Raw genomic sequence first — 17909 nt, 5'->3', positions numbered from 1 at the left:
CTGGCTTCAAATCCAGACTGCCACCATCATCAAACATCAGTAGCCGAAGGGAATATTCTCTGTAAATCTTTCAGAATCTGCTCTCCGAGAATCCTGGTCAGAGCGTTTGCCAGACTCTCTTCACCCATAGAATCTATGAATTGATTCAATAAATTAGCAACTTGTTGTTCAAGAGCAGTGGGCTCCAATGCAGAGCTTTCTATAAGAGGGAGGTTGAGAACATAGAGTTTCAGATCTTCTGCAAAGCTTCTTAGATCTCCGTGAAAATCTGTCTCAACATAGCCACTGATCAGACGAATGAATCGTGGATCTTGAGCATAAGCCGAGAGATAGACCCGTACGCTCTCACTCAATTGAACAGGCGACCTGGATACTCTCAGCAGCTGAATCTCAAGCTGACTATCACTCCTTCTATGATCAACTCGATACCTAATAGTCTCAGAAGCACTTAACGTGTGCTCATGAAAGTCTCTTTGAACCCGTAGCCCTTCAAGCATTGAAAGTTGAGAGTGAAAGCCCGGCTGAGGAAAAGGCAGCAGATTTCCCGGAGGGGTTTCTGAATCAAGCAGGCCCAGTAACTCTCCACTGCCATGTTGACCGTTGGAGTTCTGTTCCGAGTCAGGTGACGAAACCAGTATGTTAGGAGGGAAAACTGAGTCTACTACTGGATAGTCAGTCAATCGATCGTTTGCTCGACCTCTGGAGTAATCCCGCATCGTACCGTCTCGGCTGAACTCTCTGGGACCACTCATGTTCATATCCAGGTCAGGTCGACTGATCGCTCTCCACATTTTTCCGAGCCAGGCAGGGGGCTTCAGATAATCCGACACCCTTCTACCGGGTGTGGAAGACGGTGATGAATCTTGTGACGTTTTAACCCCCAACCAGTTAATAGCTCCTTCAGATCTGTATCTCGCATTTCTTCTCAGACCATGACTTCTTCTACCCTCTTCAGAAACTTTCTTTTGAGACGTTTGCAAAAGGTCTTCCTGACTCTGAGATCCATTGCGATTCAAAGCTGAAGGCTTCGATGGAGTACTCAAATGGCGTATCTTTTCCTGTGACAGTTGACTGAGTTTTTCAGTCACCGTTAATGTGGCATGGCTGACCATCAGCTTGACCGATTCAAACAGGTGGAGGAGATTTTCCTGCTCTAAAGGAGGTAAAGCCCTGGCCTGTTTGTATAAAGCCCCTCTGATATCAACATCGTAGGATATAGCTTCCAGTTCTTCTGACGCCTGAAGATAACGAACTCTTTCCTGCCCGAGCTCTTCTTCTGTCTGTCGAGAAACGGATTTCATTCTCGCTAACTGTTTTTCCAGTTCTATTAATCGCTCTCTGTAGTGCTCAGCTTGCTGATGAACCTGGGCATACTCTCTGGCAGCCAGAGACTCGGGGACAAACTGCTTTACTGTGTTTTCATAGTGATGTTTTTCTGCATCCAGAAGTTTCTTGTACTCCCACTCAACACTGGCCATCATGCTTTCAAGACGTCTGTAATACTCCTGGAATCTTGACCAACTTCTTAAATTTGCCTGCTCTATTTCAATCATTTGAGCATTGATTTCCTGCCACATTTTATTAATGGCTCTGACTCTCTCCTCAGACCACTCTACTGTTTTTTTACTATCGCCCAGCTGCTCCCGGTCAAAACGTTGTTGGAGCTCTCCTGGCTTTTTATCGCTGGCTCCTACTCGTTGAATCATTCTCTCTCTGAAATTCGCAGAACGCTCTTTCATCTTTCTTTCAAGCTCTTCACGGCCCTCTTCAAGAACATCATCACGAACATGACCTGTATAACTAAAACCACTGTACTCAAGTTTTAGCTGCTGACCGGTAATCTGGAATTCATACTCCATGCTGACGGTAAACACTCCATCCAGCTGCTTTTTACTGTCAGGAACCACCCAGGTATCAAACTCTTTATGAAAGAGCAGCTTTAATCGACCACTCGAGGTGAGCTCGACCACCACAGGTGTTGCCGATTCGATAGTATCCTCCCGGTTGGAGGGGCTGATCATCCATCCTTCCGGCATTAGGAAACCCAAAAGATTGTCTCGCCCTAACAAACGGTCAGTGCCAAAAACAGCGCCTCTGAGCGAATTGGGAGAGTCCTGATTCAAAACCATATAAAGAAGGACCTCCAGACCAGGCAGCTGAGGGTCAAGGATTTCGGGTAATTCGCAGACACTGGCCACTTTGGCTGAAGTCTCAATACCTGCATTTCTAGCCGACTCAGATCTTAGCTCTGCAATCTGTCTCTCCAGCTGCAACTTTCTGGCACCTGATGCTTTCTTTTTTTCAGCTTCCAGACCGGTAATATCGATCTTCGGAAAACGCTTTTTGACATCACTGATCAGGTTAGCGGTATCCCCAAGAACATAACTTTCAGCTGCCTGTCCCTCTACCAGGTATCTGAAAATGATCGGCAGCCGCTGACCATCTCTCGCACATTGTTCTCTCCATCGGCGAATCTCGACTTCAGAAAAAGAAAGTTTTTTTGATCGGGTCAGAGACATTATCCGAGTATGCAACTCAAGTCGTTCAAGTCGCTCTCTTAACAAACTGATAAAAGTTGATCGCTCATCGTAAAGGACCCGGTTATGAGAAAAATTGATCACCAGACCGTCTGATTGTTGTGGATCAGTTACCGAAACCTGTATTGATTGTCTGCCCATATTTAAATCTTCAGCCGCAGATAACATCTGTTCAGCGTCCTGCTCTGTGTACAGTTTCATGACTTCCTGAGTCAGATAAGCATAACGACCATGATCCAGAATGAGTTTTATCAGCTCATCCAACCCTAGAGTTTCCCAGTCTTGCTGGAGATGGCTGTAAGCTACTTCCTCTTTAAATAGCTTGATCAGACGCTTACGAAGTTCTTCATGTTTTTGTTGGAAGTTCTCTGTACCTGATCCAAGAATGAATATAAGACTGGCTATAAACGTATCTTGAGAACCTTCTTCAATCAGGTGGTAACTGGAAAAAAGATCAGCCAGAAATGATGTATATAAAGGGTTCTGTATCAGAAAACCGCCATGTCCTGAGGCGGATAATTCTTCTGTCGCTCCATCACCATGCGGATCCCGATTGCCATCAGAAGAGTGATCATGATTTCCTGTAGTATCAGGCTCTTCATCCGGTTGTTCTTCTTTATTATCTTCCTCAACTTCATCATCATTACCCGGAGGAGGAGCTGAAGTGCTCTTTTCTTTTCCATCCATATCAACAGGCTCTCCATCTACGTCAGCAAGATCTGCCGTCAGAACATCCAGTCTGTTTGATAAAATCAGCCTCATGGTTCTCTCCCAATAGGAAGAACCTTTTTCCAGATCAATCAAGTGCCCCAGTACTTCCTGTTTTTTCTTTTCTATATGAAGCTTTCTCTCTTCGCGTGTCATTCTCTGGAAACGTTCACTCTCCCTAAAATCAGCCACTTCCTGTTCAATCTTTTTCTCAATGCTCGGTCGGTATTTCTCTACTTCAGCTATGTAGGCTTGCATAATTGCAAGCTTCAGTTTTTTACTTGACTCACCCGATCTTAGATACCGGAGCCTGGAAAGAATTTCTCCCGCCAAAGACTGAGGACGACTGGTTACTGGAGGGTTTGGATTATTAACTCTCACTGACTGGATTCTTTGAAATTCATCCAGGTCAGCCAATATCATTAACACAAACTCTCTGAAAACAACGGCAGAAGGAGTATTCGCAACCTCTTCCAGCAATCCGTTTTGCTCAAGCCTTTCCAGATAATCCCTTAACAAATTTCGATAGTGCATGAGCTCACCCAGCGCCATGCCTTCAAAATATGAAAGATCAAGCCCCACTTCTGTCAGAGCGGAATCGCCCAACACAGAAAGCAGATCCAGCACTTCAATCAGAACAGCCTGAATCTGGGCATTGTGAGTAAAATCAATAACCAGAAGTTCAGTGGGCAGGTTCTCAACAACAGGAGCCGAAGGTTGATAAAGTTCATCCTGAATAAGAAAGCCGCCTCCCATCAAAGATCCCCCTGAAAGGCCTGGCATTCCAGGTAAAAAATGTCGTTGCTTGGGTAGAATCGATTTCAGTAGGTATTTACTTTTCGGGACAGACCCTGCCCTCTCAGGAATCTCTCTGTTACTCCACTTTTTTGGGTCATACTGACTAAAGCCTTCTGGTTGAGCCTCTTTAATTACTGCCAACCACTGACTGAAGGGTTTTGTCAGCCAGAAAACAACAGCATACCTGAACGCCTTGGCTAACCATTCAACGTTACTTTGTGAATCAACATTTACAATGGATAAAGAGGCTCTGAAATGAAATTGATAATCTGATTTTTGATGAACAGTACCAGGACGACACTCCGCAACATGAGTGCTTGAGACGGGAAAAACCAGATCACTTGAATCCTCAGGATCTTCATCACCGATATCAGATATTATTGCTTGCTTTGATAATACAGCCTCTTTGTCGAACACAAGATCACAGGTATAACAGCTTTCAATTTCACCTTCACCAATACTGACTTCAATGTAATTGTGATCAGCGCCATTCACACTGCTCATGAGGAGAGCAGGCAGAGTAGAGCATCCAAGCAAACCCAGTTGTATCCATAAAGTTCTTAGAGTCATATATCAATATCTGTTACAGGAACAATATTTAGTTCAGATTCATCTCACTCCAAGGAAAATAGTTCAGGTTTTGATCAAGGTTTCTTTTTTGAACGGCTATATTGTTTTGATTTGTAATTTTGCTTTATGAATTGAGCCTGAGCAGTTAGCAACAAAGTTATGCACAACTACTAACAGCTTATCCACATTTTCTTCAAATTCTATTGATAGTCCCCAACAAAGACTTCCCCTTCTTCGGCAGCCTTATACACAACGGACACTTTCAGAGAGTTTCAACGGTATCCGCCCCACAGCCAAAACGGTATAATCCGCGGCTGTTTATAGAAAATGCCATCGCTCTTAATGCACAGTGGGCTGTTTCATGCTCAAGCTGTCAGTGGTATTGCAAGCACCCGGATCAGGGAGGCTGACCGAGAATAAATAGCTCGGCCTCCTGAATTGTCGTAGCTATTGGCAGCCGGGATAGAGGAATAAAGCCTAATTTTGAGCCTCCATGAGGTAGTACTGTGACTTCTCAAAGCACGCCTGATATCAAAACATTTCAGGGCCTGATTTTGGCCCTTCAGCAGTTCTGGGCTCGCCAGGGCTGTGTCATTTTGCAGCCACTGGACATGGAAGTGGGTGCAGGCACCTTTCACCCTGCCACTTTTCTCCGTGCTATAGGCCCAGAAAACTGGAACGCGGCCTATGTTCAGCCAAGCCGACGACCCACTGATGGTCGCTACGGAGAGAATCCAAACCGTCTTCAGCATTACTATCAGTTTCAGGTTGTAATGAAACCGTCTCCAGACAATATTCAGGAACTTTATCTCGACTCTCTCAAAGAGCTGGGTATAGACCCGCTGGTTCACGATCTTCGCTTTGTGGAAGATAACTGGGAATCCCCAACTCTGGGAGCCTGGGGCCTTGGCTGGGAAGTCTGGATGAATGGTATGGAAGTTACTCAGTTCACCTACTTCCAACAGGTAGGCGGGATAGAATGTTATCCGGTCACAGGCGAAATCACTTACGGTCTTGAACGTCTGGCCATGTATATCCAGGGCGTTGATAACGTATATGACCTGACCTGGACTGAAGGCCCTCAAGGCACAGTAACTTACGGCGATGTTTTCCATCAGCAGGAAGTAGAGATGTCTACTTTCAATTTTGAGCACGCTGATACCAAAGAACTGTTCCACCAGTTTGATTTTTACGAAGGTGAGTCCAAACGTCTGGTTGAAGCAGATCTACCGCTTCCAGCCTATGAATATGTATTGAAAGCATCACATACGTTCAATCTGCTGGATGCCCGTCATGCCATCTCTGTCACAGAGCGCCAGCGCTTTATTCTAAGAGTCAGAACTCTGGCCAGAGCCGTAGCCAAAGCTTACTTCGATGTACGTCATAAGCTGGGCTTCCCAATGGCAAGCGACGATATTCGTGCAGAAGTATTGGCCAGCCTGGAAGAAAGCAAGACACAGGAGAAGAAGTGATGAGTCAGAAAGATTTCCTGGTCGAGCTGGGTACCGAAGAACTGCCACCAAAAGCTCTGAAAAAGCTTTCCAATGCCTTTACTCAAGGTATTGTTGATCGTCTGAAAAGTGCTCAACTGTCTTTTGACAGCTTTGAAGCATTTGCTGCTCCTCGTCGTCTGGCTCTGCTGATAAAGGGACTGGAAACCGCCCAGCCAGATCAACAGATGGAGCGCCGTGGCCCTGCCGTAAAGGCCGCTTTTGACGCAGAAGGTAAAGCAACAAAAGCCGCTGAAGGTTTTGCCCGCTCTAACGGTGTGACCGTCGATCAGCTGGAAACTCTGGAAACCGATAAAGGTGCCTGGCTGGTATACCGTGCCGTTCAACAAGGCTCCGAGACAACCCAGCTGCTGCCAGAGATTATCAGCCAATCCCTGAATGAATTGCCTATACCCAAGCGTATGCGCTGGGGAGCTCGTCGTACTGAGTTTGTACGTCCTGTTCATTGGCTTGTCATGCTGATGGGAGAAGAAGTCGTCGATTGCGAAATTCTGGGGCTGAAGTCAGGTAATCAGACTCGTGGTCACCGATTCCATGCCAATCAGCCTCTGACCATCAACCAGCCAGCAGATTATCAGAACCTACTGAGAGAGCAGGGTAAGGTTATGGCGCTTTTTGAAGAACGTCGCAACCTCATCAAAAAGCAAGTAACAGACGTCGCTACCGGATTAGGTGGCGAAGCCGTCATTGATGTCGATCTGCTGGATGAAGTGACCGCTTTGAACGAGTGGCCGGTGGCTCTGTCAGGCCGTTTTGACGATGAATTTCTGGAAGTACCTGCTGAAGCGCTGATCTCATCCATGAAAGAGCACCAGAAGTATTTCCACGTAGTGTCTAACGAAGGAAATCTTCTTCCCCATTTTATAACCATTTCCAATATTGAAAGTCTGCAACCCGAACATGTAGTATCCGGTAATGAACGGGTAATTAGACCTCGTCTGGCAGATGCCAAATTTTTCTTCGATACCGACAAAAAAACCAGTCTTGACGCACGCAGGGAGACTCTGAAACCCATCATCTTCCAGGCTCAATTGGGATCGCTGTTCAATAAGACCGACCGAATTGCAAAACTGGCTGGTTTCATCGCTAAACAGGAAGGTGGTCAGGAACAGCTGGCTGTGCGAGCCGGAGAACTCTGCAAATCAGATCTGACTTCAGAAATGGTTCTGGAATTCCCGGAACTGCAGGGCATTATGGGGCAGTACTACGGAGCAAATGATGGTGAACCTGAAGAGGTTTGCCTTGCTTTGAATGAACAGTACATGCCTCGCTTTGCCGGCGATGAGCTGCCATCGAACCTGACAGGTTGTGCCGTAGCCATTGCAGACAAGATTGATACTATTACCGGTATCTTTGGCATCAATCAGCCGCCATCAGGTAACAAAGATCCATTTGCTCTGAGAAGAGCGACCTTGGGCGTGCTTCGCATTATTGTTGAGAAGAAGCTGGATCTGGACCTGCGTGACCTGATTAACCAGTCTATCGAAGGTTATAAATCACAAGGTGTGCAACTGCCCGCTGAAGAGTCATCAGCCAACAAGAAAGGGCTGACAGAAACCGTTCTGGATTTCATGCTGGAGCGCTTCCGTTCCTGGTATCAGGACGAACAGATTCCTGTTGAGGTCTTCCTGTCTGTTAAGGCCTTGAAACCTTCTCGTCCATTCGACTTTGATCAGCGCGTTAAGGCAGTGAACAGCTTTAGTCAAATGGCTGAAGCCGAAACCCTGTCAGCAGCGAACAAGCGTGTATCTAACATATTGGCTAAAGCCGGTGATCTGGTTATTCCGGACTCCGTTGATCCTGCGTTGATGACAGAAGCGGCAGAAAAATCTCTGGCTAGCGCTCTGGCAGACAGCAAAGAGAAAGTCGCGCCCATTCTGGAACAAAGGCAATACTCTGTAGCCATGGAAAGTCTGGCTCCCCTGAAGGACTCCGTTGACCGCTTCTTTGATGAAGTATTGGTTAATGCTGAAGATGAGCAGGTTCGCTTGAACCGCTATGCTCTTTTGAAGCAACTACGCAGCCTGTTCCTTCATGTTGCAGATATTTCTTTACTCTAGGAGGCTGACCGAGAATAGACAGCCCGGCCTAAAATCCAGAAAGAACGGCCATCTTTTCCACTGAATTTGCTTAAATAGGTCAACTATTCGCACAAATTCAGTGAAAAAGCTGACTCGTTCTACTGAATTTTATGCTCGGACGCTATTCTCGGTTAGCCTCCCAGGTTGCGTTCAGGTCTGTCTTTTTTACAGAAATCCTGATCAAAGCTTGATACAGTGAGTGCGGCTTTTATGCCGCACTTTTTTTATCTTCCAGAAAATTATTTTGTTTCTCAGCGAACCAAACAGTAGCAAAATACTTTTCCAATACCTTGGGTACCAACCTGCCTTTTGAAAATTATGAGCAAATTGATCATTCTTGACCGAGATGGAGTCATTAATGAAGACTCCGATAATTACATTCGAACGGTAGATGAATGGATTCCTCTGCCTGGCAGTATTAAGGCAATAGCCAGGCTTAGCAGGGCAGGTTACCCCATTGCGATAGCAACGAACCAGTCAGGCCTGGCCCGGGGTTACTTTACTGAAGATACACTGAGAGCTATGCATCAAAAAATGCTGGACCTGATTGCCGCTGAAGGTGGCAAGATCGACTGCATTAAGTTCTGCCCTCATGGCCCAGATGATCAATGCCGGTGCAGAAAACCTTTGCCAGGCATGATAGAACAGATTGAAGAAACCCTGAATTTACCTGCTGAATCTGCCTGGGTTGTAGGAGACTCACTGAGAGATCTTCAGGCAGGACAAGCTATGGGGTGTAAGGTAGCCCTGGTGAAAACGGGAAAAGGCATCAGAACACTGAATAAAGGTGAAGGTCTCGACAATGTGCCTGTATTTGAAGACCTGACAGCATTTACTAACTTTATTCTCGGTGAACAGTCATAACAATGCTGACCTCTACCCCTTATCAATAGCGGGTTGGTATTCAAGGATAAACAAGATAGGTTATAAATGTCATTCGTCGTGCAATCCATAAGAACAGCGTTATTTTATTTTCTGCTGGCTACCTTTACTGTTCTCTGGTCCACTGTACTGGTTTTTGTTGTTCCCTTTGTGCCCATGAATACACGCCATAAAGTATTGGTAAAGTACTGGGCGGTTATTGCCATGGGACTGGCCAGGTTTATTTGTGGTATTCGCTATGAAATTCATGGCAAAGAGAATATTCCGGATACACCTTGCGTCATCATTAGTAATCACCAAAGTACCTGGGAAACCTTTTTCCTCCAGACTCAATTCAGTCCTCAAGCTCAGGTTATCAAAAAAGAACTGCTTAACATTCCATTCTTTGGCTGGGCTTTCAGGCTGATTAAACCTATTGCTATTAACCGTGATGACCCCAGAGCCGCTTTAAATGATGTAGTAGAGCAGGGTACCACTGCACTGCATGAAGGGAGATGGGTACTGATTTTCCCGGAAGGAACCCGTAATCCTAATGGCAAGCTGGGCAAGTTCTCAAGAGGTGGAGTCAATCTGGCTCGAAAGGCTGATGTGAAAGTACTACCCATTGCTCACAATGCTGCTGTTTGCTGGCCGATGGATCGTTTTCTGAAAAAGCCGGGAGTCATCCAGCTTCATATTGGCCCAGTAGTAGAAACCAAAGACAGGACTGCTCTGGAGATTAATAACGAAACCCGGGGTTGGATTTCCAACACTTTGGATGACGTGAACAACAAGCATAAAGTCGCCTAGTAAAATACATCATTCATCACCTGTAAAAAGGTGATGAATGACCTTCAGGTACTCATCAATCAGCCATGTGCTTTTCAATCAGTTGAATCATGATATGAATAGCTTTGATGTGAATTTCCTGAATCCGATCTGCATAGCCAAAGTGTGGAACCCGGATTTCTACATCCGCCAGGCCATCCATTTTTCCGCCATCCTTGCCTGTCAACAGAATCACTTTCATTCCTTTCTGGCGGGCAGCCTCTATCGCTTTCAGAATATTGCCTGAGTTACCACTGGTACTGAGGCCAAACAGTACATCTCCTTCAAAACCAACGCCTTCCAGATAACGTGAGAATACATACTCATAGCCATAATCATTAGAGACACAGGACATGTGACTGACATCTGAGATAGCGATAGCAGGATAGGCAGGACGATTGTCGCGATAGCGTCCTGTTAGCTCTTCAGCAAAGTGCATAGCATCGCAATGAGAACCCCCATTACCGCAAGAAATCACCTTTCCCCCTTGCTTAAAGGATTCCGCCAACAGCCTCGCAGCCTTATCTATAGCATCAATACAGGTGTCATCATTAAGAAAGCGCTCCAGAACTTGCTGGGCTTCTTCGAGTTCTGCACGAATTACTGAGTGGTACATGTCTATCAACTGTCGAATCAGAAGCCCCAAGTATACTGCATGAAGACAGGTCGCCATAGACAGCACTGCCCGTGGAATACGAAATGATTAAAAATTCTGTTTCATGTTATAGCTAATTTAATTACTTTTTTGTGTTGTTATAAGAACAAGAACTATACTGAGCTCATTCAATCTAGCCCCTCATTCAACCAACACCACCCCAAAAAGAGTTTAACTGTCATTCCTCTTAATTGATCAATCTCATACTTCCCAGGTTCTGCATTATGTTTTTACAAAGACCTCTTTCAGTCCTGTTTTCCAGCTCTACTCTTGCCCTCGGGCTCTTTTCAACATCATCCACAGAAGCAGGAGAAGTCTTTAAGTGGGTAGAGAATGCTTACACTCACGGTAGTGAGTTCAGAGGCGTTCTGGATACCAGTAAGTGTCAGTTGGATAAACGAAGCGACCTGGCAATGATGACAGTGACTGGACTTATTCATTCAGCCTCAAAGGGGCTTCTGCAACTAAAGTTTTCAGTCGAACTCATCAAACAACCAAGCCCACCTACAACTTAAGACTCGAAGACTTCATGGTTCCCGATGACCTTAAAAAGGATATTCAGCTCTATGTGAGAAACGTCTCTATTACAGAGGATGAACGTGGTCAGGATAAAATTACAGTCAACATCAGGGAGGGGGACAGCTGGCAGGGAACTTACAAATGTTTAGCGGACGCTTTATGGGTTCACAATACCTTTATGTATCCTAAAGAGGATTAATGAAATTGAGATCAGAGCTACTTTTATCAAGCAGCTCTGATCTCTACAGGGTTTAAACGTCGAGGTTGGCTACATTCAATGCATTAGACTCAATAAAGTCTCTACGCGGTTCAACCTGGTCACCCATCAAGGTATTAAAGATCTGATCCGCACCAATAGCATCTTCAATAGTTACCTTCAGCATTCTACGAACATCAGGATCCATTGTGGTTTCCCAAAGCTGCTCAGGGTTCATCTCACCCAATCCCTTATAACGCTGAATATTATGGCGTTTAGTGGACTCAGTCATGAGCCATTCGAGCCCTTCTTCAAAGGTCGTCACAGCTTTCTTGCGTTCACCTTTCTGAATGAATGCAGACTCTTCGAGCAAGCCCTGTAACTTAGAACCTAGTGCTTTTATTGAACCGTAATCACCAGAACCGAAGAAGTCGACATTCCATGTGTATTCAGTAGGAACACCATGAGAAATGATAGTGACTTTAGGGATCCAAACCTGGTGCTCACGGTCTTCAAAGAGCTCAAGGCTCATGCTTCGGCCAGCTAATTTCAATTCCTGGATTTGGTCATTCAGAGAATCAAGCCAAACCTGCATTTTTGACTGATCTTTCAAATCTTCTTTAGCAACCGCCCCCATATAAATCATCTCTTTCATGATTTCAGAGGGGTAAACCCGAGACAGTCTATCAATAGTAGCAATGACCTTTCTGTACTCTTTGACAAGATTTTCTAAGGCTTCATCACCGATTCCAGGAGCGTTTTCGTTAACATGCAGGGTGGCATTTTCCAAAGCAGATTGAGTCAGATATTCATCCAAAGCAACATCGTCTTTCAGGTATTGCTCTTGCTTACCTTTTTTCACTTTGTAGAGAGGAGGCTGAGCAATATAGATGTAGCCATTTTCAATCAACTCTGGCATCTGACGGAAGAAGAAGGTCAGCAGCAGTGTACGGATGTGAGAACCGTCGACGTCAGCATCGGTCATGATGATGATGTTGTGGTAGCGCAGTTTCTCAATATTGAACTCTGTACGACCAATTCCACAGCCCATAGCCGTGATCAGAGTACCCACTTCCTGAGAGGAAAGCATCTTGTCGAAGCGGGCTTTTTCTACGTTCAGAATCTTACCTTTCAGAGGCAGGATAGCCTGGGTCTTACGGTTTCTGCCTTGCTTGGCAGAACCTCCTGCAGAGTCACCCTCCACTATGTAGAGTTCAGACAACGCCGGATCTTTTTCCTGACAGTCTGCAAGCTTCCCCGGTAACCCTGCTATATCCAAAGCACCTTTTCTGCGAGTCATCTCACGAGCTTTACGAGCAGCTTCTCGAGCCCTTGCAGCATCCAGCATTTTATTGACTACGGCTCGGGCCTCCTGAGGGTTTTCCATCAGGTAGTCTGCCAGATAGCTACTCATCTCCTGCTCAACTGCAGTCTTCACTTCGGAAGAAACCAGCTTATCTTTGGTCTGGGATGAGAATTTTGGATCGGGCACTTTTACCGAAACAATCGCAGTCAATCCTTCACGAGCATCATCACCAGAAGTAGAAACTTTCTGGTTTTTTGCAAACCCTTCACGCTCAATATAATTATTCAGGTTTCGTGTAAGAGCAGCTCTGAACCCTGCCAAGTGTGTTCCACCATCACGCTGAGGAATGTTATTGGTAAAGCAGTAAATGTTTTCCTGGAAACCATCATTCCATTGAAGTGCGACTTCGACGCCAATGCCATCTTCTCTGACCTTGGTGAAGTGAAAGACTTTATTGATATTGGTTTTATTCGTATTCAAGTACTCAACAAAAGCACTTAAACCACCGTCGTAGCGGAACTCATCTTCTTTACCCGTACGTTCATCAATCAGACGAATGAACACCCCTGAGTTCAAAAAGGAGAGCTCTCTCAACCTTTTAGCAAGGATGTCATAGCTGAACTGGATATTAGTGAAAGTCTCTTCTGAAGGGACGAAATGAACCTCTGTACCGCTCTTTTCTGTTTCACCAATAACTTTCATCGGTTCTTGTGGCACACCGTGAGAGTATATCTGTTGATGAACCTCGCCATTTCTTCGGATCGTTAGTTTAAGCTCTTTAGATAGAGCGTTAACCACTGATACCCCCACACCGTGCAGACCGCCAGATACCTTATAAGTGTTGTCATCAAACTTACCACCTGCATGGAGTACCGTCATGATAACTTCAGCAGCAGACACACCTTCTTCTTCATGAATGTCTACTGGAATACCACGTCCATTATCACGAACAGTTATAGACTCATCCGGATGGATAATCACTGCAATTTCATCACAATAATCAGCCAAAGCCTCATCGATCGAGTTATCGACAACCTCGAATACCATGTGATGAAGGCCTGTCCCATCATCCGTATCGCCTATGTACATCCCTGGGCGCTTACGCACTGCATCCAGACCTTTCAGTACTTTAATATTGGACGCATCGTAATTTTGTTCACTCATACTCTTTCTCCAGCGGTTCAGTCTGGCGAATCTCACGCCCAGATTCCAAGTTCACAGATCCCTGTTTCACGTGAAACACTTTAAGATCAATTTCAGGCTCCCAGCAATCCACTAGTGCACCCGGCTCAACACAGGTAATAAATACCTGACTTTGCATATTCTGTAATATCCTGCACATAGACTTTCTGTGGGGGGCATCCAGTTCTGAAGGCAAATCATCCACAAGGAAAATGCACTGACTGTTATTCGCTTTAGAAAAGAGATAACCCTGTGCCAGCTTTAATGCACAAACTACTAACTTTAGCTGACCACGAGATAAAATATCGACGGCATTGCTTCCTTCCAGCCTAACTCTGATATCTGCACGTTGTGGTCCTGACTGTGTGTATCCGGTCTGAAGATCTCGAACAGCATTTTCTTTTAGGACTTCTGCCAGAGACCGCTCTTTATCCCAACCTCTGTTATAGCTGATTTTGATCTCAGGCAGAGAGGTCAATTTACTTAGAACATCCTGGAAAACTGGTGTCAGTTGATCAAAGTACTGCTTTCTGAGTTGATCTACTGCCTCCGCAGCTCTAACCAGCTCCGCATCCCAGACTGATAATTGGGATGACAAGGAAGAACCCGTTATTTTACCATGTCGAAGCAAACTGTTCCGCTGTTTAAGTGCTTTTTGAGTCCTCTTCCATAGTGGTAAGAATTCATTATGTTTCACGTGAAACACTCCCCAATCGAGAAACTGTCTTCTCTGCTTGGGAGAGCCTTCCAAGAGTTTAAAGGTGTCGGGGTTAATAATCTGTAAAGGCAAGAGTCTTGCGAGTTCAGAGGTAGACTTTAAACTTTCTCCCGCTACTCGAATTTGAAAATTTTCTTCTTCTATATCTCGAGAAACTCCTACAGGAATCAGTCGCTCATTATTAGATTGAATTTGTGCAAAAACAGTACACTTTCCCTGTTTATGACGAATAACCGGTTTGAGTCTGGCACTTCGGAAAGATCTTGCCAAACCCAATAAATGAATGGACTCCAAAACACTGGTCTTTCCACTGCCATTCAATCCATAGAGGATATTGATATCTGGAGAAGGGGAGAAGGTAGCGGATGCCAGGTTCCTGACATCCTTGATCATCAGCTTGTGAATAGTCATTTGTCTATAGGACTCTCAATGATGACAGTATTCACTAAAGCGTTTGATGAGAGGCTTTTCAGTGATAAAAAACCTCTCTGAGCAGAAAAAGCCTTAAATGATGGTAACAAAACCTTCATCAAAGTCTCATTGGCATAACAACATAAGTCGAGTCACTGGTATCAGATTCTTCCAGTAGGGCACTGCTGTTTGTATCTGAAAGCGTAATTTTAACGGATTCACCAGAGATAACTGACAGAACATCCAGCAAGTAGCTGACGTTAAAGCCAATCTCCATGGTTTCACCATGGTACGCCAGATTGATCTCTTCTTCTGCTTCTTCCTGTTCTGGGTTATTCGCCATAACCTTCAACATACCATCAGAAAGAATCAGACGAATGCCTCGGTACTTTTCATTGGAAAGAATAGAAGCACGCTGAAACGCCTGACGCAGCTCCTGGCGATCACCAATAATAATCTTGTCACCACCACGAGGAACAACACGATCATAATCCGGGAATTTACCGTCCACCAATTTGGAAGTGAACATAAAGTCGCCGGTTTTAGCCCTGATGTGATTGGCACCAATAGAGATGTGTACCATTTCATCGCCTTCAGTCAAAAGACGAGCCATCTCCAGAATACCTTTACGAGGCACAATAACCTGGTGACGATCCTGCTGATTAATGTCAGCATCAACAGTACACATAGCCAAGCGGTGGCCGTCAGTGGCAACAGAGCGCAATGTGTTCTGGCTTACTTCAATCAGCATTCCGTTCAGGTAATAGCGAACATCCTGCTGCGCCATTGCAAATCCAGTACGATCAATCAGTCGACGCAAGCGGGTCTGACCAATAGTGAACGTCATAGACCCCGCTTCTTCCTCAATGCTTGGAAATTCATTGGCAGGTAATGTCGACAGGGTAAAGCGAGAACGGCCTGCTTTGAGTTTGACACGCTGCTCATCTTGGGAAAATTCAATCAGTGCGTTTTCCGGAAGAGATTTACAGATATCCATCAGTTTACGGGCCGGGACAGTGATTTCCCCTCCCTCAGAGACTTCATCCAGTGTGACTCTACCAACCAGCTCTACCTCCAGGTCAGTACCTGTCAGAGAGAGCTGATCACCGTCCACCACCATCAGGACGTTGGACAATACAGGTAGTGTCTGTCTGCGCTCAACAACGCCAGCCACCAGTTGCAGTGGCTTGAGCAATGCTTCCCGATTAATGGTAAATTTCATCGCTTTCCTTTCTCTTGGCTACCTGGAAGGAAGTCCCTGCGACTTTCTTCCTGAATTCATTAAATATCTGCCAGCTGAAGGTGCTCAGCTAGTCAGGGATCTCAAAAGGTTTTTGTAGTCGTCACGGATTTCACCATCCTCACCCACCAGCTCTTTAACCTTCCGACAGGCATGAAGCACAGTAGTATGATCTCGTCCTCCATACGCATCGCCTATTTCAGGCAAACTATGACTCGTCAGTTCTTTGGAAAGAGCCATGGCAATCTGTCTGGGACGGGCTACTGAACGACTACGGCGTTTGGACAGAATATCCGCTACTTTGATCTTGTAGTACTCTGCCACTGTTCGTTGAATATTATCAATACTGACCTGCTTATCCTGCAAAGCGAGCAGATCCTTCAAAGATTCCCTGATCAGATCAATATCAATCTTGCGCCCCATGAAGTGGGCACTGGCAATCACTCTTTTCAAGGCGCCTTCAAGTTCACGAACATTGGATCGAATACGCTGGGCTATAAAAAAGGCAGCTTCATGGGGTAAATCCACTTTTTGCTGCTCTGCCTTCTTCATTAATATGGCTACTCGAGTTTCTAATTCTGGAGGCTCAACTGCTACAGTCAGACCCCAGCCAAAACGAGATTTTAATCGTTCTTCAACACCATTGATTTCCTTTGGGTATCGATCACAGGTCAGGATCATTTGCTGACCTCCTTCAAGCAAAGCATTGAAGGTATGAAAAAATTCTTCCTGAGAACGCTCTTTACCGGCAAAGAACTGAATGTCATCAATCAGTAATGCATCGACCGAACGATAATACCGTTTGAAATCATTAATCGCGTTTAATTGCAGTGCTTTAACCATGTCGGCAACAAAGCGTTCAGAATGCAGATATACGACTCTGGCATTACGATTTTGACGAACAAGTGAATTACCCACAGCATGCATAAGGTGTGTTTTACCTAGACCAACACCGCCGTATAAAAATAACGGATTGTATGCAGCACCCGGATTTTCAGCTACTTGACGAGCAGCTGCGAGTGCCAATTGGTTTGATTTACCTTCTACAAAAGTATCAAAGGTAAAGTGGGCATTCAGTGAACTGTTATGTTTTATTGAACCTTCGACTTCTATTTGTCGACCTGCTGAAGGTTTTTCTTTTTCAACAGGCTGATGACTGCTTACAGTATCCTCTTTTACTTTTAGAGGATTAACTTTCTTCTGAAGAACAGGTGGCTCAACCATCCGTGATGGTTCATGGTGGCTGGAAGAGGAACCTGCAGCCTGACTGAGACTCGATACCAGCCCGGTCACAACCTTTTCTTCTTCACCAGCAGGCTTTGCCGTCTCTGTACGAACAGGTCTGCTCACAGGCGCTGAAACTCGGCGACTGAGAGACTGAGGACGTCGGTTAGATACTGCCAGTGCTACTGCAGGAGACTGGCCATCGGTGAGTTCATCAAGAATCTCTTCAACGCGGGGCAGAAACTTCTCTTTCACCCAGTCCGCAACAAAACGATTAGGAGCCAGCAGGCAAAGATCGTGCTCATCACCCATCACTTTCAATGGGCGAATCCAGGTATTGAACTGCTGTGAGGACAGTTCATCTTGAAGCAAGTCCACACACTTTTGCCAGAGCTCTAAAGGCACAGGCGCTCTCCTGAAAATGGGTGAAATGGAAGTCAGTCAGCCTGCCTGCTGGTCGACTTCACTAAAGGCAGGAAACAGAATCTGTCCAGAAACACGTATTCTTCCACAGCAGAATACTGAAGAAACATGGGAAGAATAAGCAAAAAAACAGCTTTAATT

The 17909-nt window shown here is 45.4% G+C and carries 11 protein-coding genes; 5 read left to right on the top strand and 6 right to left on the bottom strand.

Features of this window, described 5'->3' with window-relative positions:
• Nucleotides 1-29: 29 nt before the first annotated feature.
• Nucleotides 30-4613 carry a hypothetical protein gene (locus GZ78_RS20655; RefSeq protein ID WP_034840289.1) on the bottom strand — a complete coding sequence of 1528 codons (4584 nt, stop codon included), beginning with the start codon at nucleotides 4611-4613 and terminating at the stop codon, nucleotides 30-32.
• Nucleotides 4614-5119: 506 nt separating this feature from the next.
• Between GZ78_RS20655 and glyQ the strand changes: the two genes are divergently transcribed.
• From glyQ to GZ78_RS20635, 4 genes are all read left to right on the top strand, one after another.
• Complete coding sequence (gene glyQ / locus GZ78_RS20650) at nucleotides 5120-6085, top strand: glycine--tRNA ligase subunit alpha (RefSeq protein WP_034840287.1); 966 nt, start codon at nucleotides 5120-5122, stop codon at nucleotides 6083-6085.
• Nucleotides 6085-8184, top strand: coding sequence for a glycine--tRNA ligase subunit beta (gene glyS / locus GZ78_RS20645; protein ID WP_034840285.1), 2100 nt, complete (start codon nucleotides 6085-6087; stop codon nucleotides 8182-8184). The genes glyQ and glyS overlap by 1 nt, the downstream gene beginning before the upstream one ends.
• Nucleotides 8185-8523: 339 nt before the next feature.
• Nucleotides 8524-9069, top strand: coding sequence for a D-glycero-beta-D-manno-heptose 1,7-bisphosphate 7-phosphatase (gene gmhB, locus GZ78_RS20640; RefSeq protein WP_034840283.1), 546 nt, complete (start codon nucleotides 8524-8526; stop codon nucleotides 9067-9069).
• Nucleotides 9070-9135: 66 nt separating this feature from the next.
• The gene (locus GZ78_RS20635; protein ID WP_034840281.1) at nucleotides 9136-9876 is read left to right on the top strand and encodes a lysophospholipid acyltransferase family protein; all 741 of its coding nucleotides are present in this window, start codon (nucleotides 9136-9138) and stop codon (nucleotides 9874-9876) included.
• 55 nt (nucleotides 9877-9931) lie between these two features.
• Here GZ78_RS20635 and lpcA read toward each other — a convergent pair whose 3' ends face one another.
• On the bottom strand, nucleotides 9932-10510 hold the full coding sequence (lpcA, locus tag GZ78_RS20630) for a D-sedoheptulose 7-phosphate isomerase (RefSeq protein ID WP_034840566.1): 579 nt from the start codon (nucleotides 10508-10510) through the stop codon (nucleotides 9932-9934).
• Between the two features lie 263 nt (nucleotides 10511-10773).
• On the opposite strand from lpcA, the gene GZ78_RS20625 reads away from it, so the two are divergent.
• Nucleotides 10774-11064 (top strand): hypothetical protein, encoded by a 291-nt coding sequence (locus GZ78_RS20625; RefSeq protein WP_034840278.1) that lies wholly within the window; start codon nucleotides 10774-10776, stop codon nucleotides 11062-11064.
• Nucleotides 11065-11319: 255 nt separating this feature from the next.
• Here the strand turns inward: GZ78_RS20625 and gyrB are convergent, their stop codons facing one another.
• From gyrB to dnaA, 4 genes are all read right to left on the bottom strand, one after another.
• Nucleotides 11320-13734, bottom strand: coding sequence for a DNA topoisomerase (ATP-hydrolyzing) subunit B (gene gyrB / locus GZ78_RS20615; protein WP_034840273.1), 2415 nt, complete (start codon nucleotides 13732-13734; stop codon nucleotides 11320-11322).
• Entirely contained in the window at nucleotides 13727-14881 is a 1155-nt protein-coding gene (recF, locus tag GZ78_RS20610) for a DNA replication/repair protein RecF (protein ID WP_034840270.1), read from the bottom strand. Before recF ends, gyrB begins: the two co-directional genes overlap by 8 nt.
• A gap of 118 nt (nucleotides 14882-14999) precedes the next feature.
• Nucleotides 15000-16103, bottom strand: a complete 1104-nt coding sequence (gene dnaN, locus GZ78_RS20605) for a DNA polymerase III subunit beta (protein ID WP_034840268.1) — start codon at nucleotides 16101-16103, stop codon at nucleotides 15000-15002.
• A gap of 84 nt (nucleotides 16104-16187) precedes the next feature.
• The gene (dnaA, locus tag GZ78_RS20600) at nucleotides 16188-17750 is read right to left on the bottom strand and encodes a chromosomal replication initiator protein DnaA (RefSeq protein WP_034840265.1); all 1563 of its coding nucleotides are present in this window, start codon (nucleotides 17748-17750) and stop codon (nucleotides 16188-16190) included.
• Nucleotides 17751-17909 lie beyond the last annotated feature (159 nt).

This window comes from Endozoicomonas numazuensis (assembly GCF_000722635.1).
Lineage (GTDB): Bacteria > Pseudomonadota > Gammaproteobacteria > Pseudomonadales > Endozoicomonadaceae > Endozoicomonas_A > Endozoicomonas_A numazuensis.
The sequence above is the reverse complement of the archived record's forward strand: the minus strand, read 5'-3'. Positions and strand labels throughout refer to the sequence as shown.